This window comes from Peribacillus sp. ACCC06369 (assembly GCF_030348945.1).
GTDB lineage: Bacteria > Bacillota > Bacilli > Bacillales > DSM-1321 > Peribacillus.
Genome location: NZ_JAUCEN010000002.1, coordinates 598,735 through 619,130, shown reverse-complemented (window position 1 = coordinate 619,130; position 20,396 = coordinate 598,735). Strand labels below are relative to the sequence as shown.

Below are 20,396 nucleotides of genomic sequence, written 5' to 3'. Positions count from 1 at the left end.
TGCAGCAAGCAATTCCCTTAAATGATCGACATCTCTTTTCCTACTTTTTCATAAATGGCTAGTGCACTATCCAGCATCTCTTTTGTATGAGCAGCTGTAGGCATATTCCTCACTCTTCCTGTTCCCTTTGGAACGGTAGGAAATACGATGGATTTAGCATACACGCCTTCTTCATTCAGTCTCTTACTGAATTGCTGCGTTTTTGCTTCATCTCCTATAATGCAAGGCGTAATCGGTGTTTCGCTCTCCCCGATATCAAACCCTAATTCTTTTAGGCCCTTTTTCAAGTACTCGCTATTTTCCCATAGCTTATTTTGAAGATCTGAGCTATTCATCAAAATATCAATGGCTTCTATACTAGCTGCAACTGCTCCCGGTGTGACAGCAGTTGAAAATAAAAATGGACGACTTCTCACTTTTAACCAATCAATTAAATCTTTCTTTCCTGCTACATAGCCACCTACAACACCTATCGCTTTGGATAAAGTTCCAATTTGGAAATCCACTCTATCCGATAACCCGAAGTGTTTTACCGTTCCAGCACCATTACCCAATACCCCTGAGCCATGTGCATCATCAACATAAGTAATTAAATCAAACTCTTCTGCAATCTCAACAATTTCAGGGAGCTTGGCAATATCCCCATCCATCGAGAAAACGCCATCAGTAATGATCATGACCTTGTTATACAATCCGGACTCTTTTGCTTGACGTGCTTTCGCTCGTAAATCGTCCATGTCCGAATGAATGAAGGGAATAATCTTTGCTTTGGATAATCGGCATCCATCAATGATAGAAGCATGATTCAATTCATCCGAAAGAATGGCATCATGTTTATCCATCACTCCTGAAATCGCTGCCATATTACAATTGAAGCCCGATTGATAAGCAATCGCCGCTTCTGTATGTTTAAATTCAGCAAGCTTTTCTTCTAATTTGACATGAATATCCAATGTTCCGTTGATCGTACGAACGGCACCAGCTCCGACACCATATGTTTTCGTTGCTTCTATGCAAGCCTCTATCAATCGTCGATCTGTCGCTAAACCTAAATAGTTATTTGATGATAAATTAATTAACTCTCTGCCTGCAATGGTGATTACCGGACCGTTTGGACCTTCTACAGGATCAATAACGTTGTAAAGGCCTTTTTCTTTTAAATCTTCCAAATTTTCTTTCAAAAATTTATTTAATATTTCACTAGACATTTAATATACCCCCTCATTGATGGTTGGAATAAGTGCAGGATTATTATATGTTTTACCCCAATTTCAAGAATACTGAAATTTACTCTTTTTTTCTAAAAATACACGTGTCCTCTCCATAAACACATAGGGAAGTAACCTAAATCCCTTTATACTAATAGTTATATCAATCATAATAATAGAAAATTTTAAGGTTGTCCATATTGTGTGGACAAAAAAATCGGAATTTTTGTAGTTTTGTAATAAAGATCGCTCAAAAATGTGTTTAAATCGGGGTAAATTCAAAGAGAATATCATCATCAATTTTCCAAGTTAACCTATGTTTTATCTTCTGGTTTTTTGGAGACCTTAACAAATGATCACAAATAAGGAGGGTTATAAAGTGAAAACAGAAGATGAAAAAACCTCAGAAGGCTTAAATGAGATTTTTGAAATTATCAATGCAAAAGGTGACATAGGAGAATTAAAAGAAATCGTTCAAAAATCCGATGACCAAATAAAGGAAGACAAGTAATCTAAGAGGATTTAATTATCCTCTTTTTTTATCGTTTTCCATGGTTCAAATGGACAGTTTGAGTCAAATACACAACAAAGGGCCCATCCAAACTTCCATTTAGTTCCATAAAAAAAGCTGATGACCAGCTCCTGAAAGTTGAGGTAAATTTCACGTACAAGAAAATTAAAAAATGTTATGCACATGATCAGGAGGAATTAGGATTTTTCCCATTTCCCCCTTCCATTATCCACACCTTATGCACAGCTAAAATTGAAGCCAGTTCCTTTCTTTGATGCCGACTTCGAATTTACATTACGGGTTCATCTTTTTAAGTAAAGGACCCTCTGAATTTTTGTTTTCCCCTATTACAAAATTCGTCATCTAATAGGTCAAATTAACCATAATAATTATTGGTTTTTTTTAACAATAACTCAATCACAAAGTAAACTCCGTTTGGGATTTGATCCAATTACAACACCGATATATAAACATATATACCGCATGTCACTTGAAAGTATGTTCATTGGTGGAAAAGATATCGGCATTCTTTGAAGATTGTACATATACCGCTCCTTTTCTTGATAAACAATAAGGATACCAACTAGATCTTCTCCTTCAAGTTAGGCTTGAGTTTATTCCTACATCTATTTTCAGCATAAGTGAAATAATTAACAAGAAGAGATATCCAAAGGGAAAAAGGAGAATGACTATGAATATCCCCATCCCAATTTCACAAAGCCAGACTTTTTAAAAGGTTAATGAACTTGTCTAAATGAGCAGAAGGTGCCTTAGGGACACCTTCTGCTTTTTTTCCCATTTCACACTTTCTAGTGTCTTCAATAAAATCAAACGAAAAGAAATAGACCCTGAAATCGGAAATGTTTTTCCCGAAACCAGTGCCTAATATGATGTACTTGATTAAAATAGTTGCTATTTCCTGAACCCTTATCCCCTATATTTCAAAGCTAATCCTTTTAAGAAATTCCTGGCGTATCGATCTCCGCACTCTTTATAATTCCTATGGCCAACTTTTCTTAAAATAGCGCTTAGTTCTCCTTTGGTTATCATGACTCCTGCTTCCTCCAAGATATCAATCATATCCTCACTGGTTAATGTCAATGCTATTTTCAGTTTCTTCAGAAGGATATTATTCACACTTTCCTTATTCTTTACAGCCGGTGCCTGGCTTTGAGGCTGACCAGGTTTTGGCTCTTGTCTCCCTCTTTTAAAAATGATCAAGCCATTTAAAAAGGACTCTAACATCATGTTATTGCAGTTTATCCCTTCTTCATCTTCATCTATATCATCGTCGTATTCATCATAGTAATCATCTTTTGGTTTTGTGAGCATCTGCATGACTTCTTCTCTTGTCACTTCAATGTCCCCAAGTTTAAATATCTCTACCATATCGTTATTTTTTATATCCAGCGCGTATCTTAATCGAATTAATATATCATGATTATGCATCTAATAACCTCCTATGTATTTCTCAATTTTCACAGTACCTTCATTATTTCACAAATGGATGGAAATAAACGCAGAGGAAAATCCGAGAACCTTTTACAGATTCCCGGATCCTTCTGCTTATTCTTTAATCAGCTTCAACGAGGTAACTACTTCAACATGACTCGTCTGCGGGAACATGTCCACCGGCTGCATGGTTTCAACGCTATATGAACTGCTTAGTTCTTGTAAGTCCTTCGCCAATGTGGATGGGTTACATGATACGTACACAATGGTTTTCGGTTTAACTTTCAAGATTGTTTGCAGTAGGGATTGATCACAGCCTGATCTTGGCGGATCGACGACGAGTACATCCGGTTTCCAGCCTTCTTTGGTCCAGCGTGGCAGGATATTCTCGGCTTTGCCTGTTTCATAGTATACATTGTTACGATTATGTTTTTTTGCATTTTTCTTGGCGTCCTCAATGGATTCTTTAATGACGTCCATTCCTCGGACTTCTTTGGCATTTTCAGACAGCCATAGTCCAATGGTCCCTACGCCGCAATAAGCGTCAACGACTTTTTCCGTGCCGGTTAAAGCTGCTGCTTTTTTCACTTCATCATATAAGCGAACAGTTTGGACCGGGTTAAGCTGGAAGAATGTACGCGCTGATAGTTCGTATGATATGTCACCCAATGTTTCGTTGATGACTTTTTCGCCTGCCAAATGAATCGTTTTTTCCCCAAAGATAAGTGAGGTGTTTTGGTTGTTGATGTTTTGAACGACCGATTTCACTTCTGGCAGTTGGTCACGAATTTGTTTAAGCAGCTGATCCTTTTGTGGAATTTCTTCCGCTCCTGTGACAAGGACAACCTGCACTTCACCTGTTTCAAAGCCTACCCGAGTAATGACCGTACGGATTACACCTTTTCTTTTTCTTTCGTTATAAATCGAGATATTCAGGTTCTTTAGTATCTTTTTCACCGTACGTGTTACTTTATTGGTTGCCTTATGCTGTACAAGGCAATTCGGGATATCGATCAGTGTATGGGAATTCAAACCGTAAAGACCAGCAATCAATTTGCCATCTTTTTGGCCTACTTGGTACTGACTTTTATTGCGATAATTCCATGGATCTTCCATGCCGATCGTTTCTTTTATATTTAATGAAGAAACTGGGAATTCCGAATGACGTTCCATCGCTTGAATGACGATATCGCGTTTTTCTACAAGCTGCTGGTCATAGCTTAAATGCTGTAACTGACATCCGCCGCACTCTGCGTAAACCGGACATGGTGCTGCAATCCGATGTGGCGATTCTTTCCGGATGGTTTTAATTTTCGCTTCGGTAAAGTTTGGCTGTACTTTTGTGACCAAAGCTACAATTTCTTCACCTGGTAATGCTCCAGGGACGAAGACGACTTTCTTTTTAAAATAACCGACTCCCTCTCCGTTAATGCCAAGCCGTTTAATGGTAAGGGGAAGGGTTTGATTCACTTCCAGTTTTGTATCTTGAATGTTTGTCATTTCTTTTCACTCCGTTTTTCGATGCTTCTCCACAAATAGAGGGAAGCGTAGCTTAGATATGGAGCCCAGTTCACACTATAGGATTCCATTTCTTCTTGGGTTGGCTTTTGCGGTAAGCCATATAATATTTTCAAGGCATTTTGAATGCCAATATCGGCTTTGGGAAATAGGTTCTGCCGGCCGAGTCCAAAAAGCAGGAAGTTTTCAGCCGTCCATCTACCGATACCGCGTATTTTTATTAGTGTATCCATAACCTCTTGATCGGAAAGCTTATCCATTATACCAAGATTGAGATGGCCCTGAATGATTTGCTCGGAAAGCCCGATGACGTATTCCGCTTTCCGGCCACTGAATTGAATGGCCCTTAATTGCTCAACTTGAAGTTGGGCGGTTGTTTCCGGTGTCGGATAAAACCAGGCACCTTCTATCTGGTAGCCGAATGTTTTAACGAATCGTTCCGTGAGCGTATGAGCAAAAGATAGGTTTAATTGCTGATGTATGATGCATTTGACGAGGCAACTGTAGTAATCGAAGTCCAAGACTATGGCTGTACCGCGGTGCTCCTCGAAGATTTCCCGCAAATCGGATTCCCGAAAATGCTGGGAAACGCCTTCTAATGGCTGATGCCAATGAAAAACCTTTTTTAACCGTTCGATTGCTTTAGACTTGTCCTCTTCTGAATGACCTTTGATGATAAAAAATGGTTCTTCGATATTCCCAATTGCCTGAACCTGCAAAACGATTGGTTCTTTTTCTATATATAGCGGAACTTTTACCGTCCTGTTAGTAAAATCAACTACCTGAAGTGGGTCTAACGATAATCGTTCGAGAACTAGATCGAAATTATAGGGTCCTTGAACCTGTAATTTTTCTGTCCACACAATCGATCCATCCTTTAGCAGTTTTCCACGTATTATAGCATGTTTCCAGAAATATTACTTGAAATAGAGGAGAATGGATAAAAGCGGGACCTGAATCATCACTACAGGACCCGCTTTTAATTTTAATAAAGCATTCGGTTTGGCAATTGTTTCTCAATCATTAAATCATCAAGGCTGCTGAATGTGTATCCCTGTTTTTCAAGATCCGTCAGTATCGAGTCAAGTGCTTCCGCATTATCCCTCGATACTGTATGCAGTAATAATATCGCGCCGGGATGTATCTGCTTAAGCACCTCATCGTGTGCAAACGCGGCACCCTTTTGTTGATCGACAATCCAGTCTCTATATGCCAGTGACCAAAAGATGTGGTAATACCCTTCTCTTTTTGCGATTTTCATTGTTCTTTCATTAAATACCCCACGAGGCGGCCTTAAGTAATTCATTCCCTGTTGCCCGGTTAATTTTTCCGTCGCTTTTTTTACCCGCTCGAGCTCAGTGCGAATGACATCGTCCGTCACGCTGGTCATATCCGGATGGTTCCATGAATGGTTCCCCACGATATGCCCTTCATTAGCCATACGGATAACAAGCTCAGGCGCCGTTTTTAAATAATGACCCGTGACAAAAAAAGCTCCCGGAGCCTTATGTTTCTTCAGAACATCTAAAATCTGTGCCGTATAACCATTTTCATAACCGTTATCAAATGTTAAATAAACGTCTTTTTTCTTTGTATCCCCTTTATAAATCGCTTCATATTTAGGCAGCATTTCATTGAATTTTTTACCGGCATCGGCAGGTGTCCCATTTCTTCCTTTATTGAAACCCCAGTTATAGGATTCCGCAAAAGCTGGACTTGCCAAAGAGCATATCAAGCATATAAAAGCGGAAAAAATCACCATTTTTTTCATTGGAATATCCCCCATGTTCTTTTTTCTTAGTGTTTGGAACATAGAGATTTATATGCATGATATTGTGAAGGTCGAATTATCGAATTGTGGGTCGAATTTATCGGGTTGGGGTCGAATTATTCTCGCTTTAGGGCGGGATTATCGGGTTGGGGATCGAATTATCCTCGCTTTAGGGCGGATTATCGGGTTGGGGGTCGAATTATTCCCGCTTTAGAACGAATTATCGAATTGTGGGACGATTCCTCTCAACAAAATCTTAATCCCACGCAAAAAAGGCCTTTCCTCCGAAAAGGATTGGCCCCTCCATATTGGTTTATCCTTTAAATAACGCTTGTGCCGCTTTCCAAATAATGGCGATAGCGAAAATGAGAACTGTTACAATTCCGACTACGTCCAGGAATGTTTCAAGACCGGAGAAGATCGTGTTTGCCACAGGAAGTTTGATGAAAGCAAAACCGGTTAACATGGCGATAAAGAATAAGATGTAGCTATTCTGCATGAAAATCCCCCCTTTCTCTTCTAATGTATGTGCGACCGTTCCAAAAGATTGTACTTTTCTAAGGTAATTATCGCCTTTTTTTTCATATACATTTAGCAAGGGGGGAATGAAATGCTGGAATGGGTTATCACGTTAGGCTTTGTTGGTTGTCTTGGTTTAGGTGGTGGAGTGTTTATTCATTTTGTGAAAAGTGGATTGAATTTAGAGGATTCTTCGAGGGTCGATCCACTGCCGGAAATAGAAGAGTAAGATAGCAAAAGACGCTCAACCGATTGGTGAGCGTCTTTTGCCATACATTTATTTAAAAACTGGTTCTTTGAATTGTGCCAATTTTTCCAATGAAGATTGCTGAACATCTTTATGCAAGCTGTTACCATGTGAATCCATGGTAACAACGGCTGTAAATCCTTCAACATTCAGATGCCACATTGCTTCAGGAATACCAAATTCAGTGAAGTTCACGCCTTCTACGGATTTGATGCAGTCTGCATAATATTGAGCAGCTCCGCCGATTGCGTTTAGATAAACGCCGCCGTGTTCACTTAGTGCCTCAAGTGTTTTTGGTCCCATTCCGCCTTTACCGATAACTGCACGGATGCCAAATCGTTTCATGATATCACCTTGGTATGGTTCTTCACGAATACTTGTTGTTGGTCCCGCAGCCTTCACATGCCATTTACCTTCTTCGTCCTTCAGCATTACTGGTCCACAGTGATAGATGATTTGTCCATCCAGGTCGATTGGAGCAGGATTTTCAGATAAATGTTTGTGGATAGCGTCACGGCCCGTATACATTCTGCCGTTAATATGAACTACGTCACCAACTTTCAATTCACGGATTTGCTCTTCCGTGATAGGTGCTTGCAGGGTGATTTCACGGGAAGCTTCAACGTCGGGTTCTACAGCGGCTGCCACTTCTTCCTTCGCTTCTTTTTCTGCTTCTAGAGCGAAGTCGATTTTCTCTCCTTCTTGATATAACCACTCATTGATTTCGCCTGTTTCCGGATTAACTTTCACTCCTAAACGGCGGAAAGCCCAGCAGTTATAAGCCACGGATACGAAAAAGCTTGCAGGAATACGGTGCATGACACCGATTTTACATCCAAGCAGTGTAGTTTCGCCGCCAAAGCCCATCGTGCCGATTCCCAATTCATTAGCTGTCTTCATGATGTAATCTTCAAGTTTACGAAGATCTTCATTCGGATTCACATCTTCATTACTGCGGAAAAGTTGAGCCTTAGCCAGATCATATCCGGATGAACGGTCACCGCCGATACCAACGCCGATGAAGCCGGCACTGCAGCCTTGTCCTTGTGCTTGGTAAACAGAGTGAAGGACACATTTACGGATTCCGTCCAAGTCACGGCCCGCTTTCCCCAATCCTTCAAGCTCCATAGGAAGACTGTATTGGATGTTTTTGTTTTCACAGCCGCCGCCTTTTAAGATGAGACGAACATCAATGTAGTCTTTTTCCCATTGATCGAACTTCATGACAGGAAGACCTTCCCCAAGGTTATCCCCGCTATTTTCACCCGATAAAGAGTCAACGGCGTTTGGACGAAGTTTTCCGCCCTTTGTTGCTAAAATGATTGCATTTCGGATTGCTTCTTTTATTTCAAGTTGGTTCACGCCAACTGGAGTTTTTATTTTGAAAGTCGGCAGACCCGTATCCTGACAAATCGGTGATACATTGTCGTCAGCCATTGTAATATTATTCGTGATGGTGGCCAAGCTCAATGCAGAACGAGTACCTGCATTTTCACGTTGTTTTGCACTTTTGACCGCACGACGAACATCCTTTGGAAGATTCGTTGAAGTTTCAACGATAAGACTGTACATACTTTCTTGGAATTTTTGAATATCCAAATTTCTCTTCCCCCTCTTATTTCCCCTAGATTTAATCATTTCCCTGCTTCTCTATAAATAGCGAATGATACAACACCCGTTTTATTATACATCTAACATAATCTTTCGAAAACAAGTAATTATTTTTCTTAATGAAAAGCAAATTGGTGAGGAATCTTCAAAGCGCCAAGAATAGCCCATGACTAAATTTTCATCACCAAACATTTCCTATTTGTTATGAACGCTATTCATCATTATTTATAAAAAAGGGATGACGCAGGTTGCACGTCATCCCTTCATGAATATTAACATTGAAAAAATCATACTATCGAAACAGATATTATTCTTCCCTGGTTTTGAATTGTTCAACTTTGCCTTCCAAATCATCTAACATGTCGATTAAGCGGTCTATATCTTCCAGTTCAGTATTTTCAGGTTCGATATGATCAAGAACCTCCATGAACATCGTTAGGCGTTCTTTTAAGTATGTTAATTGTTCGTTTTTACCTGTAATGGATTTTCCCATGAGGCACTCTCCTTCCATTCTTCTTTCATCGTAACGAAATCTGCTTGAAAGTGCAATGGCAAGCTATAAATGCAGCTCTCCGCCATTTGACAATTTTTGTCCCCATTGTTCATAATGGGTTAGTGCATTATTACGTAAGGAGTTTTAAACATGTCAATAATCAAGCAAGACCTTTTAACACCAATTACACCCAAGTATGATCCTTGGGAAGCATATATGGACGTTGAACAATATGGAAAGCTCAGCCTGACCAACGTGGAGTTCACAACCACCACACTTTGCAATATGCGTTGTGAGCATTGTGCTGTCGGTTACACACTTCAGCCCAAGGATCCCGATGCTCTGCCACTGGAATTACTGATTCAGCGCCTTGATGAGATTCCTTTGCTTCGCTCGCTCAGCATCACTGGCGGAGAACCGATGCTATCAAGAAAACAAGTGAAGAATTATGTTTTGCCTCTATTGAAATATGCCCGTAGCCGCGGGGTACGGACACAAATCAATTCCAATTTGACCCTTGACTTGGAATGGTATGAGGAAATCATTCCCTATTTTGATGTCCTGCACATTTCCCATAACTGGGGAACGATAGATGAATTCATTGATATCGGCTTCGCCATGATGGACCGAAAACCATCGTGGGAACAGCGAAAGAAATTATTTGATAAAATGATCGAAAATTCCCGTGCCCTGACAAAGGCTGGTGTGCTGGTTTCAGCAGAAACGATGCTTAATAAACGCACTTTGCCCCATCTTGAACATATTCACAGACAGATCGTCGATGAAATGGGATGTCAAAGGCATGAAATTCATCCGATGTATCCAAGCGACTTCGCTTCAGCACTTGAAACGTTATCATTGGAGAATATGCGTGATGCGATTCATCATTTGCTTGATATCCGTGATGAAAATGTATGGATGCTTTTCGGTACCCTGCCATTTTATCCTTGCAATAACGGTAAAGAGGATATTGAGCTGCTTCAACGCCTTTATGATTCACATAAAGTGACTGTTCGAAATGACCCTGATGGACGTTCCCGGTTGAACGTTAATATTTTCACCGGGGAAGTTATAGTGACCGACTTCGGTGATGCACCTACATTGGGAAATATCATTGATCGGCCATTGACCGAATCGTATGACACATGGATGAATTCAAAACTGGCCAATGAATTGAACTGCCACTGCCCGGCAGTCAAATGTCTCGGCCCAAATGTTCTCGTCAAGAATGCCTACTACCCAAAGGAAGACTTTAGGATCAGGAAGTCAACCATATGAAGAAAAAACTCGCCAATCCGGCGAGTTTTTTCATTTTACCTGGGTTGCTGCGAGACTGTAAAGCTGAAGGAAACATGGTCCTGAACCGGTATCCATGCCCCGATTCCTTGTGAAGTGATGTTCTTGATCGTTATGGTTCTTTTATTTCCTTTTAGATTCAAATATACTTCCCCATATGTGACCTTTCCTTTTTCATTGACGGCGGAAGCATAACTGGATAAATAACCAATCCTATTTGAAGCAACATTGTATACTTGATCTTTTTTCGTACCAGCTCCGATGATCGTTTCGAAAGCCAATGGCAAATTGGTTTTTTCCGTGGCTTTTAAAAGCATCATCTTTTGAACATCCTCAGCCTTAGGGATTTTGGCGGTCAGACCGCCACTTATTGCCTTCTGACTTTCCTGGACGTAACGGATCCTGTATGGAACTTCACCGCCGCGATTATCATAGTAATTCATATTGATCTTTTGGTATTCCCAGTTTGGGGCAGTTTCCGAAGACTCATAATTCAATGCCCAATGGCCAAGGTAAATGGTCGCCCTGTATCCAAAAGCAAGCGGAGCCTTTGCAATTGCTGATTCATTCAACATATGAATGAGTTCTGGATTTTCAATCTTTATATCCGACGAATCAATCAATTGTTCGGCAAACTTACTCGGCTGTAGCATTGGCAGATCTTGAGTCGAGTTCGGATACGTATTCTCCTTTGCAATATTCAATACGGAAGGTGGGATTTTCACCTTATTCGGAGTTGCTATATCTCCTGGTATATCTGCTGCAAAACCTACATTAGCCTGAATGAAGGCAAATAGGGCAAACATCGTAATAAAAATAATTCTTCTCATGCTGTCGCACTCCTTTTGAGGGGTTCAATCATTTGTTTATAGATTTTGTTTTTAGCCGACATTCTATACATTTCAATCTGATGTCGATTTTGTAATATATTTGTAAAGTTCAGAATATTTACTTTTCTATTCAAATCGGTTATACTTAATTTACATTATAAAAAGGAGGCGAAATCGTTCATACCTATAAATCTTTCAGGAGGTATGCTTATCGAACAATCCACGACACCCTTTTAAAAGATGACAGAAAACGAATTTGCCTATACTTAAATCTGATGTAAAAGGATGGTGTGACACTCTAGAATATTTTCTCAACTTTTACAAAAGCATGATGAAAAATTTTGGATTAACTTATGGATGGTAATTTACTAATATAGAAATGACTCTGCTAAATCTAACCTGAGCAGAGTCATTTTTATTTTTATTTATAAAAAAGAGACCTTCCGCATCGGAAGGCCAGCATTCTTATAATAAGTAAAATCCAATCCCCATAATGAAGTAAGCAGCCAATAGGGTAAGGCCTTCAAACCAGTTCGTTTCCCCGTCATTCGAAATCATGATCATCAGAAAGACTGCTGTAACCATTGATATCAGTTCTGGCCATGTAAAAACAAGCGGCATATGTGTTGGATACATTAACGAAATCAGTACGAGTACAGGTGCTACGAACATCGCAACTTGAAGTGTGGAACCAACGGCAATCTCCACAGCGACATCCATTTTATTTTTATAGGCCATTATGACGGCGGAAGCATGTTCTGCCGCGTTACCCACGATCGCAACGATAATGACTCCGATGAATAACTCCGTCCATCCGAAGGTTTCCCCCACTTCGCTGAACGTATGGACAAGTTTCTCCGATACGAACGCAACAGCCAATGTAGCGGCAGCAAGTATTATAATTGCCTTTTTCTTGCTCCACTCCGGTTCTTCCTCTTCATGTTCCTCGGTTTGCTCCGTATGCTGATATACCCCTCGGTGAGTAACCAATTTAAAGAATAATGCAGCAAGGTATAATAAGATCAAAATGATGGAAATTCCGACACTTAACGACATCGTGCTTGATTCACTCATGTTTTGTGTGAATACTTCCGGTATGACGAAGGCTACAATAACAGCAAAAATTAACAGGCCGGCATTATGCCTCGCATCGAATACACTAAATTTCTGCCGTTTATATTTGGTCCCTCCGATAAAGAATGATAGTCCTGCCACCAACAATAAGTTTCCTAAAACGGAACCAGTCAAAGACGCCAATACGACACCCACTAGTCCCGCTTTTAATGAAAAGATGGATATGATCAATTCTACTGCATTACCAAAGGTTGCATTCAATAGTCCGCCAATCCTTGGTCCCATAACTATCGCTAAGCTTTCAGTCGCCCGGCCCATGAAGCCTGCAAGCGCGACGATTGTTAAGCAATATACTATGAACATGATTACGCTCGGCCAATGCAATAAAGACCCAATGACAGATAAGGGGACACCTAACAGGACAAGCCCCAAAAATATTTTATTCACGATACTTCTCCTCACAATCCTATAGTTCTTTTATGTAACAAAAACTATCATACATAATTTCCGGGCGATGACAAAGGAAAATTTTATCATCCCTTCGCTTCTTGTCAATTACCCAAATTTCTATTGCTTAATCCTCTTACTAAGATGTAACATCAAAAAGGTATACATTTCTTAGGAGACATGACCTTATGAATAATAAACTGCTTTTAAGTGTTCTAATCATTATTGTCGGCATATCAGGGTTTTCTCAAGGGATGCTTCTGCCGATCATCGCCATCATTTTTGAAAATGACGGAATCAGTTCATCCTTAAACGGGTTCCATTCAGCCTCCCTTTATATTGGGATTCTGTTGATTTCTCCTTTTATGGAAGCGCCACTCCGTAAATACGGGTATAAGCCATTGATATTATTTGGCGGGATAACCGTCATTCTATCGCTTGCCTTATTCCCGGTTTGGAAATCATTCTGGTTTTGGTTCGTACTCCGTTTCTTCATTGGAATCGGCGATCATACACTCCACTTTGCTACCCAGACATGGATCACTGCTATTTCACCAATAGCAAAACGAGGAAGGAATCTTGCCATTTATGGACTTTTCTTCAGTCTTGGCTTCATGGTCGGCCCGCTAATGACGAAGCTTCTCGAGATTAATCAGTCTTTGCCTTTCATCATGACATCCATACTTAGCCTTCTTACTTGGTTAACTGTTTTCCTTATTAGAAATGAGCTTCCTGAACAGGATGACTCTGAAAACACATCATTCCTTGGAACACTCAAAAGGTTTTCAAAGGTGAGCCGCATAGCTTGGGTCGCTTTTTTACTTCCGTTCACCTTTGGCGTGCTCGAAGCATCATTGAATAGCAACTTTCCAGTATTCGCCTTGCGCTCCGGAATCGATTTAACCGCAGTATCCATCATCATTCCGGCATTTTCCGCCGGGACCCTGCTTACACAGATTCCCCTGGGGATGATCAGTGACCGCTTTGGCCGGCGAAAGACCTTGTTGACGATTCTTTTTTCAGGCTTTGCCACATTCACTCTGGCAGGGATTTATTCCTATTCAGTTCTTGGCCTATTCATCTGCTTTATGATTGGCGGAATGATGGTCGGTTCGACTTTCTCGCTGGGTATCAGTTATATGGCAGATCTTTTGCCTCGAAACCTTTTACCCGCAGGAAATTTATTATGCAGCATTTTCTTTAGTCTCGGCAGCATCGGCGGTCCATTCTTTGGCGGCCTGGTCATTGAACACGTTCAGGGTGGGAATTTTTTCTATATGATCAGTATCATGCTTTTGCTTGTCTTCATTTCATTGGCCTTGTTTAAGGAGAAAATGCCTGCTTCAGTTATGTAGTATATTTTATTATCTGGACAACTCCATTTATTATTCAATTTGCATGGTATTTAGCAATAGTGCCTGTAAATGCACTTTATATTTTTTACTAGATTAGAATCATTCTTCTTTATTTCTGAATAGGATATGTGGTAATATAATATTAACAAAAGGGACATCACGTTAATAAACCTTTGAAAACATTGCTGTCATCGCAATTACGATGGCAGCTTTCATATTTTATCCAGAGAAATGACGTTGATTATCTTTCTCAATTAGGTATTAAACAAATGATAATCTATATCATTTACACAAAAATAGAGAAGAATGTGGGAGGGAATCTTATGACTACAGATACTAAACATTTAACCCAACCGGCTACATGCAAAACCTCTTGGTTGGAAAAAGCAAAACCTCATTTAGAACTTATTGCTGCCTTATTCAGCGGATTATTAATAGTTTTGGGCTGGGCTTTTTCAAAGAACGGAATGGAGTCCACTTCCATAGTCATATACTTAGCCTCTTTCCTGATTGGCGGATATGCCAAGGCAAAAGAAGGCATAGAAGATACAATCGCCGACCGGGAATTGAATGTTGAGATGCTGATGATTTTTGCCGCCATCGGTTCAGCGATCATCGGATACTGGACTGAAGGCGCCATATTGATTTTCATCTTTGCTTTAAGCGGTGCGCTTGAGACATACACGATGAATAAAAGCCATAAAGAAATTTCGGCACTTATGGACTTACAGCCTGAAGAAGCGTTGCGCATCACTAACGGATATGAAGAAACCGTATCCGTTTCCCAGCTGCGTATCGGGGATCTCATATTAGTGAAACCAGGTGAGCGAGTTCCTTCAGATGGAAAAATCACGGATGGCCGTACCAATATCGATGAAGCGGCAATCACTGGCGAATCCATGCCAGTCAGTAAAGCCTTGGATGATGAAGTATTTGCGGGAACGGTTAATCTCCGTGGAACGATTACCGTGGAAATTACAAAACCAGCAAATGAAACATTATTTCAAAAGATAATCACTCTCGTTCAATCTGCACAAAGCGAAAAGTCACCCTCCCAGCTGTTCATTGAACAGTTTGAGGGGACTTATGTAAAAGTGGTATTGTCAGTTGTCGGCTTAATGATGTTCGTGCCCCATTTCTTATTGGGCTGGAGTTGGACCGAAACGTTCTACAGAGCAATGATCCTGCTCGTTGTCGCTTCTCCTTGTGCCCTTGTAGCCTCCATTATGCCAGCTACACTTTCTGCCATATCAAATGGTGCACGTCATGGCATTTTATTTAAAGGTGGCATACATCTTGAGAATCTAGGAAACCTGCAGGCGATTGCCTTAGATAAAACCGGAACATTAACAAAAGGAAAACCAGAGGTCACGGATGTCATTATCCGCGAAGATTTAAACGAAGAAGATTTCTTATTTCATATTGCATCTGTTGAAAATTATTCAAACCACCCTTTGGCAACATCGATCGTACGTTATGCTAAAACGAAATTGCAAAAGAAGGACATCATTAAACCGGATAACATGGAAGATATTTCAGGTAATGGGGTTCAAGCTTATTTCAATGGCGTGCTTTGGCAAGTTGGAAAAGCTGATTTCGTCGGTCGCAGTGAAGCTGAACGATTCCAAAATGGCATTGCGCTGACATTGGCTGAACAAGGTAAGACAATAGTTTTTGCAAAAGATGATCAAGGGATTGCCGGTATACTCACTTTGAAAGATGTCGTACGCGAAGAAACGATTGCTGCCATCGAAGCTTTGAAAAATGAGGGTATCCATACTGTCATGCTGACAGGCGATGGTGAAAAAACCGCTAAAGCAATTGCGTCGGAGAGTCACATTGATGCATATATTGCCGAATGCCTCCCTGAAACCAAAGTGAATGAAGTGAAAAAGCTGAAAGAACATTTTGGCACTGTAGCAATGGTTGGGGATGGCATCAATGATGCACCTGCACTAGCAACAGCTTCTGTTGGGATCGCAATGGGTGAAGGCACGGATGTTGCCTTGGAGACAGCGGATGTTGTTCTGATGAAGAATGACCTGCCACGTATCGCCGAAGCCGTCAAATTATCCAAGAAAATGAATCGAATCATCAAACAAAACGTCATTTTCTCGATTTCGGTCATCATGATCCTGATAGCATCTAATTTCCTTCAATTTCTCGACCTTCCATATGGCGTCATTGGCCATGAAGGAAGCACAATTCTCGTTATACTGAATAGCTTAAGACTTTTGAGAAACTAAACATGAATAAGGAGCCCCTAAAGGCTCCCTTTTTTTATGTTCGTTTCAGTTAGTGATATCCGTTCTTACCGTTTGCAGAACCTGATGTTTTATGGTTCGAACCTTTATTTTTTCCTTTTTGCTTTGTGCTGCCATCCTTTTTACTCATGAAAGAACTCCTCCTCTACAAAAGTTGTCATTTCTTGAATAGTATCTGCAGAATTAAAGTCCGCTACTAAGGTAACTCCAGGAAGCTCATTCACATTCTGGATTTTCCTTTACACTTATTAGGGCATTTATTTCCCCGCCCAGTATGATGATTAGCCCCGATAAATAAAACCAGACCATTAATACGATTATTCCTCCAAGGCTTCCATAAGTCGCGGAATAATTAGCGAAGTTCTCCACATAAAAAGAAAACAAAAAGGAAACGATACTCCATCCTACCGTTGCAAAGATAGAACCGGGCAATACTGTTATGCATTTCAGTCTTTTGTTGGGCGCAATCCAATAAAGGATCGTGAACACAATCAAAAATACCAGCGTACTGATCACCCAGCGCAGTTGGTTCCAAATCGTTAGAAACTCATCGGATTGCCCAATCTCGGCAAATAGGAATACTCCGATTTGTTTTCCGAATATCGGAAGCAATAAAACGACAATAAAAACAAATATCATCGCTAAAGTGAGAAGAATCGACATTCCCCGGGAAATAAAGAAAGTTCGACTTTCTTTTACACCATATGCATGGTTAAATGCTTTAATGATTGCATTCATCCCATTTGATGCCGACCATATCGTCCCGATGACACCAAACGACAATAAAGTACCATTCGCTTCCATCACTTCCGATAGGTTAGCCTCAATGATATTCATCGAATCTTCAGGTGCATATGTACGGATGGTATTTAAAATATCTTCCTGGGAAAATGGCAGATAGGCCAATAAAGTGAACAAAAAAATAAGTAACGGAAACAGGGAAAGTAAGAAGAAATAAGACAGCTGTGCGGCAAGTCCCGACACATCATCCATATGTAACCGTTTTATGAAAGTCTTGAAGAATGAGCCTTTCAGCCATTCTTTTTTATTGGCCATACCTCCACCTCATTTTCTAATTTAAGGAGACCCGTTCTTGTGGATCCTGAATTGAAGATGACTCTTCCTGCTCTGCAGCAAAGACTTCCTTCGTCTCCATCACCACTTGGGCAACTTGCGAAGGAATATCTTTCATTTCCTCCACCTTTTGGGAAATGAAGGATACATCATCGGAGATTTTTTCAACAGTGGAACGTACCTTAGATGATGTTTCACGTACTTGTGTAAGCACCCCATTGGGATTCTTCACGAATTCTTTCATATTACTCATGCAACTTTTGCTGTTTTCCAATACAGAATAACGTGTATTCTTATCAAAAAGGCTTACTGCAGCCCCTGCTAACGCCCCAATAAAGACCGCTTGCATAAATTTACTTTTCTTGGCACACTTATATTCTTCTCGAATGTTGCTCATATATTCTCCTCCTCGTCATATATTGGTTCATGGATAATGGTAGCTATCTCCATTATACAATGTTTAAAAAAGTTTTTTCCTATCTTTTCCCAAACTCTCTCACTTTAAAACGTGGAGATGACAAAGTGAATTGGGGATCAAGCTTCGCTTTCCACCCGAATATCCATTGACTTCTAGGGATAATCATGCAAAGATGAAAATAATTTAGGAACGTAAGAAAGGATGAGGAATATGGATTTAACACAAAACACAGCCGAAAGTGTAGAGTTTATGGTCGAAGCAATTAAGGATAAATTAAAAGTGATGAACTTCGGTGCAATCAAATCAACCCATTTTGATATCGAAATGTACGAAGAACTGCACGATATCTATATAATGGTGATGAAAAAAACGAATTTCAGTGTCCGTGAAATGGAAGCAATCGCCGAAGAACTTGGAAGACTGCGTAATAAGTAACATTTAGATCCTCCCATACGGTGAGGATTTTTTTCATTTTTTTAAAAATCCTGCTACATTTGTTATAGAGATTTTAAAAACAGACAGGGGTTGTAAGCATGGTAGAAAGAAGAACGCCCATCAGTATTGCAGAAGCAGTGGAAAAAGTGATGAAGCATAAATTAAACGGACATATGGAACTGATTCCCCTCGAGGAAAGCCAAGACCGTTTTTTGGCTCAAGATATTACAGCTACAAATGATGTTCCGCATTTTAATCGCTCGCCATATGATGGATTCGCCCTCAGGTCCAAGGATACCGTTGACGGTTCCATAAATAACCCTCTCGAGTTCGAAGTGGTTGAAGAATTAGCTGCTGGTATGGTATCGACTATTCCCGTACAAAAAAACCAAGTGGCAAGAATCATGACTGGAGCTCAGATGCCTGCTGAGTGTGATGCCGTAATCATGCTCGAGCTCACGAAGGATTTCGAAAAGGACGGAAAGAAGTACATATCATTTAAACGCTCACTAAAGGAAGGGGAAAACGTTTCTTTTCAAGGTGAGGACGCAAAGAAAGGAGAAGTTCTTGTAAAAAAAGGAACAGCGATCAACCCAGGGATCATCGGCTTATTGGCAACATTCGGTTATGCTGAAGTCCCTGTTGCCAAGAAGCCTGTCGTCGGATTATTCGCTACAGGTTCGGAACTTCTTGATGTTAATGAACCCTTGCAGCCTGGTAAGATTCGCAACAGTAATTCTCATGCCATCTCCGCCCAAATTCGGAGGGCTGGAGGAGAAGTCCGTTTTTATGGAAAACTTAAAGATGAACTCGAATTAAGCTACGAGGCCATTTCTACGGCCTTGGAGGAAGTCGATCTGCTAATCACAACGGGAGGCGTTTCCGTCGGTGATTTTGATCTTCTCCCAGATATTTATCAACAAATTGGAGCTGATGTCTTATTCAACAAAGTGGCCATGCGCCCGGGCAGCGTGACGACGGTAGCCGTATTTAATAACAAATTTTTATTCGGTTTATCCGGCAATCCATCCGCCAGTTATGTCGGCTTTGAACTATTTGCAAGACCGATCATCCGCACCATGCTGTTTTCGGAATATCCGCATTTACGAAAAGAGACGGCTCAATTGGCAGAAGATTTCTTAAAGCCCAATCCATTCTCACGTCTGCTTCGAACCCGATTATTTTACGAATCCGGCCAGTTGAAAGTAATTCCCAGCGGAGTTGATAAATCCAATATTACGACAAGCTTGGCAGGTGCCAATTCACTGACCGTCTTACCTGGGGGGACCCGTGGTTTTCAAACGGGAGATTTTGTGGACATCCTGCTTCTCGATGATCAAGAAGGATGCAAATGGCCTTGGTGAAGCCTTTTATTTTTCAGGTGGTTGGCTACCAAAATAGAGGAAAAACGACTTTCATAACGAATATTATCGAAAAGCTTCGCGCAGCAAAATTAGAGACAGCCGTTTTAAAACACCATGGACATGGCGGAAAACCAGATGTCACAGGCATGAAGGATTCCAATAAACACTTTCAGGCTGGAGCAGCCGCTTCACTTGTTGAAGGAGACGGGACAATAGAATTGCTCGGCAATTTCAAGGGGGGAGCCCCTATCACTGAGCTGATTCAATTATTGGGTCTATTCCTCCCCGATGTGATTTTAATTGAAGGTTATAAGCAAGAGGACTATCCTAAGGTCATTTTAATCAAAGAAGAAAGCGACCTCCTGTTATTGGAACGGCTTACTAATGTCAAAGCAGCGGTGGCTTGGCCCGAATGTCTGGAACGCACCAGGAATCATGCTTCAGTACCAGTCTTCCCTTTGAATTCGGACGATTTCATTCCATGGTTCTTAAAACAAATATGAAGGAGG

20 protein-coding genes are annotated in these 20,396 nt (G+C 40.7%); 8 read left to right on the top strand and 12 right to left on the bottom strand.

Translation table 11 applies throughout. From position 1 onward, the window contains the following. Positions 1–17: 17 nt before the first annotated feature. Positions 18–1,208: a glycine C-acetyltransferase gene (locus tag QUF78_RS03755; protein WP_289323624.1), complete on the bottom strand. Its 1,191-nt coding sequence runs from the start codon at positions 1,206–1,208 to the stop codon at positions 18–20. Positions 1,209–1,587: 379 nt separating this feature from the next. Between QUF78_RS03755 and QUF78_RS03750 the strand changes: the two genes are divergently transcribed. Next, the gene (locus QUF78_RS03750; RefSeq protein WP_289323623.1) at positions 1,588–1,719 is read left to right on the top strand and encodes a hypothetical protein; all 132 of its coding nucleotides are present in this window, start codon (positions 1,588–1,590) and stop codon (positions 1,717–1,719) included. Between the two features lie 927 nt (positions 1,720–2,646). Here QUF78_RS03750 and QUF78_RS03745 read toward each other — a convergent pair. The 5 genes from QUF78_RS03745 to QUF78_RS03725 all read right to left on the bottom strand — a co-directional run bounded on the left by QUF78_RS03745 (position 2,647) and on the right by QUF78_RS03725 (position 6,959). After that, a complete protein-coding gene (locus QUF78_RS03745; RefSeq protein ID WP_289323622.1) occupies positions 2,647–3,168 on the bottom strand; it encodes a YehS family protein in 522 nt (173 codons plus the stop codon). 117 nt (positions 3,169–3,285) lie between these two features. Next, a complete protein-coding gene (rlmD, locus tag QUF78_RS03740) occupies positions 3,286–4,671 on the bottom strand; it encodes a 23S rRNA (uracil(1939)-C(5))-methyltransferase RlmD (protein ID WP_289323621.1) in 1,386 nt (461 codons plus the stop codon). Continuing rightward, positions 4,668–5,552: a DNA-3-methyladenine glycosylase family protein gene (locus QUF78_RS03735; RefSeq protein ID WP_289323620.1), complete on the bottom strand. Its 885-nt coding sequence runs from the start codon at positions 5,550–5,552 to the stop codon at positions 4,668–4,670. Before QUF78_RS03735 ends, rlmD begins: the two co-directional genes overlap by 4 nt. A gap of 122 nt (positions 5,553–5,674) precedes the next feature. Next, positions 5,675–6,460 carry a delta-lactam-biosynthetic de-N-acetylase gene (gene pdaA, locus QUF78_RS03730; protein ID WP_289323619.1) on the bottom strand — a complete coding sequence of 262 codons (786 nt, stop codon included), beginning with the start codon at positions 6,458–6,460 and terminating at the stop codon, positions 5,675–5,677. A gap of 313 nt (positions 6,461–6,773) precedes the next feature. Further along, a complete protein-coding gene (locus tag QUF78_RS03725) occupies positions 6,774–6,959 on the bottom strand; it encodes a hypothetical protein (protein ID WP_289318071.1) in 186 nt (61 codons plus the stop codon). Between the two features lie 111 nt (positions 6,960–7,070). Here QUF78_RS03725 and QUF78_RS03720 point away from each other — a divergent pair, with 111 nt between their 5' ends. Then, complete coding sequence (locus QUF78_RS03720) at positions 7,071–7,208, top strand: hypothetical protein (RefSeq protein WP_289318072.1); 138 nt, start codon at positions 7,071–7,073, stop codon at positions 7,206–7,208. 48 nt (positions 7,209–7,256) lie between these two features. Here QUF78_RS03720 and QUF78_RS03715 read toward each other — a convergent pair whose 3' ends face one another. Both QUF78_RS03715 and QUF78_RS03710 read right to left on the bottom strand, forming a co-directional pair. Then, positions 7,257–8,825: a fumarate hydratase gene (locus tag QUF78_RS03715; protein WP_289323618.1), complete on the bottom strand. Its 1,569-nt coding sequence runs from the start codon at positions 8,823–8,825 to the stop codon at positions 7,257–7,259. A gap of 319 nt (positions 8,826–9,144) precedes the next feature. After that, positions 9,145–9,330 carry an SE1561 family protein gene (locus tag QUF78_RS03710; RefSeq protein ID WP_289323617.1) on the bottom strand — a complete coding sequence of 62 codons (186 nt, stop codon included), beginning with the start codon at positions 9,328–9,330 and terminating at the stop codon, positions 9,145–9,147. Between the two features lie 156 nt (positions 9,331–9,486). Here QUF78_RS03710 and yfkAB point away from each other — a divergent pair, with 156 nt between their 5' ends. Continuing rightward, entirely contained in the window at positions 9,487–10,608 is a 1,122-nt protein-coding gene (gene yfkAB, locus QUF78_RS03705; protein WP_483313877.1) for a radical SAM/CxCxxxxC motif protein YfkAB, read from the top strand. Positions 10,609–10,643: 35 nt separating this feature from the next. Here the strand turns inward: yfkAB and QUF78_RS03700 are convergent, their stop codons facing one another. Together QUF78_RS03700 and cax are read right to left on the bottom strand one after the other, a co-directional pair. After that, positions 10,644–11,456, bottom strand: a complete 813-nt coding sequence (locus tag QUF78_RS03700; protein WP_289323615.1) for a YfkD famly protein — start codon at positions 11,454–11,456, stop codon at positions 10,644–10,646. Positions 11,457–11,921: 465 nt separating this feature from the next. Beyond that, positions 11,922–12,980, bottom strand: a complete 1,059-nt coding sequence (gene cax / locus QUF78_RS03695; protein ID WP_289327218.1) for a calcium/proton exchanger — start codon at positions 12,978–12,980, stop codon at positions 11,922–11,924. A 185-nt stretch (positions 12,981–13,165) separates the two neighbouring features. Between cax and QUF78_RS03690 the strand changes: the two genes are divergently transcribed. Both QUF78_RS03690 and QUF78_RS03685 read left to right on the top strand, forming a co-directional pair. Continuing rightward, positions 13,166–14,332: an MFS transporter gene (locus QUF78_RS03690; protein ID WP_289323614.1), complete on the top strand. Its 1,167-nt coding sequence runs from the start codon at positions 13,166–13,168 to the stop codon at positions 14,330–14,332. 323 nt (positions 14,333–14,655) lie between these two features. Beyond that, positions 14,656–16,578 carry a heavy metal translocating P-type ATPase gene (locus QUF78_RS03685; RefSeq protein WP_289323613.1) on the top strand — a complete coding sequence of 641 codons (1,923 nt, stop codon included), beginning with the start codon at positions 14,656–14,658 and terminating at the stop codon, positions 16,576–16,578. A 234-nt stretch (positions 16,579–16,812) separates the two neighbouring features. On the opposite strand, the gene QUF78_RS03680 is transcribed toward QUF78_RS03685, so the two are convergent. Beyond that, complete coding sequence (locus QUF78_RS03680; protein WP_289323612.1) at positions 16,813–17,652, bottom strand: YihY/virulence factor BrkB family protein; 840 nt, start codon at positions 17,650–17,652, stop codon at positions 16,813–16,815. Between the two features lie 16 nt (positions 17,653–17,668). Continuing rightward, positions 17,669–18,067, bottom strand: a complete 399-nt coding sequence (locus tag QUF78_RS03675; protein WP_289323611.1) for a YtxH domain-containing protein — start codon at positions 18,065–18,067, stop codon at positions 17,669–17,671. A 231-nt stretch (positions 18,068–18,298) separates the two neighbouring features. Here QUF78_RS03675 and QUF78_RS03670 point away from each other — a divergent pair, with 231 nt between their 5' ends. From QUF78_RS03670 to mobB, 3 genes are all read left to right on the top strand, one after another. After that, positions 18,299–18,523 carry a DUF1128 domain-containing protein gene (locus QUF78_RS03670; RefSeq protein WP_289323610.1) on the top strand — a complete coding sequence of 75 codons (225 nt, stop codon included), beginning with the start codon at positions 18,299–18,301 and terminating at the stop codon, positions 18,521–18,523. A gap of 98 nt (positions 18,524–18,621) precedes the next feature. Then, a complete protein-coding gene (locus QUF78_RS03665; protein WP_289323609.1) occupies positions 18,622–19,887 on the top strand; it encodes a molybdopterin molybdotransferase MoeA in 1,266 nt (421 codons plus the stop codon). Next, positions 19,875–20,390 (top strand): molybdopterin-guanine dinucleotide biosynthesis protein B, encoded by a 516-nt coding sequence (gene mobB / locus QUF78_RS03660; RefSeq protein ID WP_289318082.1) that lies wholly within the window; start codon positions 19,875–19,877, stop codon positions 20,388–20,390. Before QUF78_RS03665 ends, mobB begins: the two co-directional genes overlap by 13 nt. Positions 20,391–20,396: the final 6 nt, after the last annotated feature.

What these genes read in the sequence shown, in the direction of transcription:
- QUF78_RS03700 (WP_289323615.1), bottom strand. Translation starts at nt 11,456, where the DNA reads ATGAGAAGAATTATTTTTATTACGATGTTTGCCCTATTTGCCTTCATT.
- QUF78_RS03665 (WP_289323609.1), top strand. Translation starts at nt 18,622, where the DNA reads ATGGTAGAAAGAAGAACGCCCATCAGTATTGCAGAAGCAGTGGAAAAA.
- QUF78_RS03680 (WP_289323612.1), bottom strand. Translation starts at nt 17,652, where the DNA reads ATGGCCAATAAAAAAGAATGGCTGAAAGGCTCATTCTTCAAGACTTTC.
- QUF78_RS03710 (WP_289323617.1), bottom strand. Translation starts at nt 9,330, where the DNA reads ATGGGAAAATCCATTACAGGTAAAAACGAACAATTAACATACTTAAAA.
- pdaA (WP_289323619.1), bottom strand. Translation starts at nt 6,460, where the DNA reads ATGAAAAAAATGGTGATTTTTTCCGCTTTTATATGCTTGATATGCTCT.
- QUF78_RS03725 (WP_289318071.1), bottom strand. Translation starts at nt 6,959, where the DNA reads ATGCAGAATAGCTACATCTTATTCTTTATCGCCATGTTAACCGGTTTT.
- QUF78_RS03720 (WP_289318072.1), top strand. Translation starts at nt 7,071, where the DNA reads ATGCTGGAATGGGTTATCACGTTAGGCTTTGTTGGTTGTCTTGGTTTA.
- QUF78_RS03690 (WP_289323614.1), top strand. Translation starts at nt 13,166, where the DNA reads ATGAATAATAAACTGCTTTTAAGTGTTCTAATCATTATTGTCGGCATA.
- QUF78_RS03745 (WP_289323622.1), bottom strand. Translation starts at nt 3,168, where the DNA reads ATGCATAATCATGATATATTAATTCGATTAAGATACGCGCTGGATATA.
- mobB (WP_289318082.1), top strand. Translation starts at nt 19,875, where the DNA reads ATGGCCTTGGTGAAGCCTTTTATTTTTCAGGTGGTTGGCTACCAAAAT.
- rlmD (WP_289323621.1), bottom strand. Translation starts at nt 4,671, where the DNA reads ATGACAAACATTCAAGATACAAAACTGGAAGTGAATCAAACCCTTCCC.
- QUF78_RS03670 (WP_289323610.1), top strand. Translation starts at nt 18,299, where the DNA reads ATGGATTTAACACAAAACACAGCCGAAAGTGTAGAGTTTATGGTCGAA.
- QUF78_RS03675 (WP_289323611.1), bottom strand. Translation starts at nt 18,067, where the DNA reads ATGAGCAACATTCGAGAAGAATATAAGTGTGCCAAGAAAAGTAAATTT.
- QUF78_RS03685 (WP_289323613.1), top strand. Translation starts at nt 14,656, where the DNA reads ATGACTACAGATACTAAACATTTAACCCAACCGGCTACATGCAAAACC.
- QUF78_RS03755 (WP_289323624.1), bottom strand. Translation starts at nt 1,208, where the DNA reads ATGTCTAGTGAAATATTAAATAAATTTTTGAAAGAAAATTTGGAAGAT.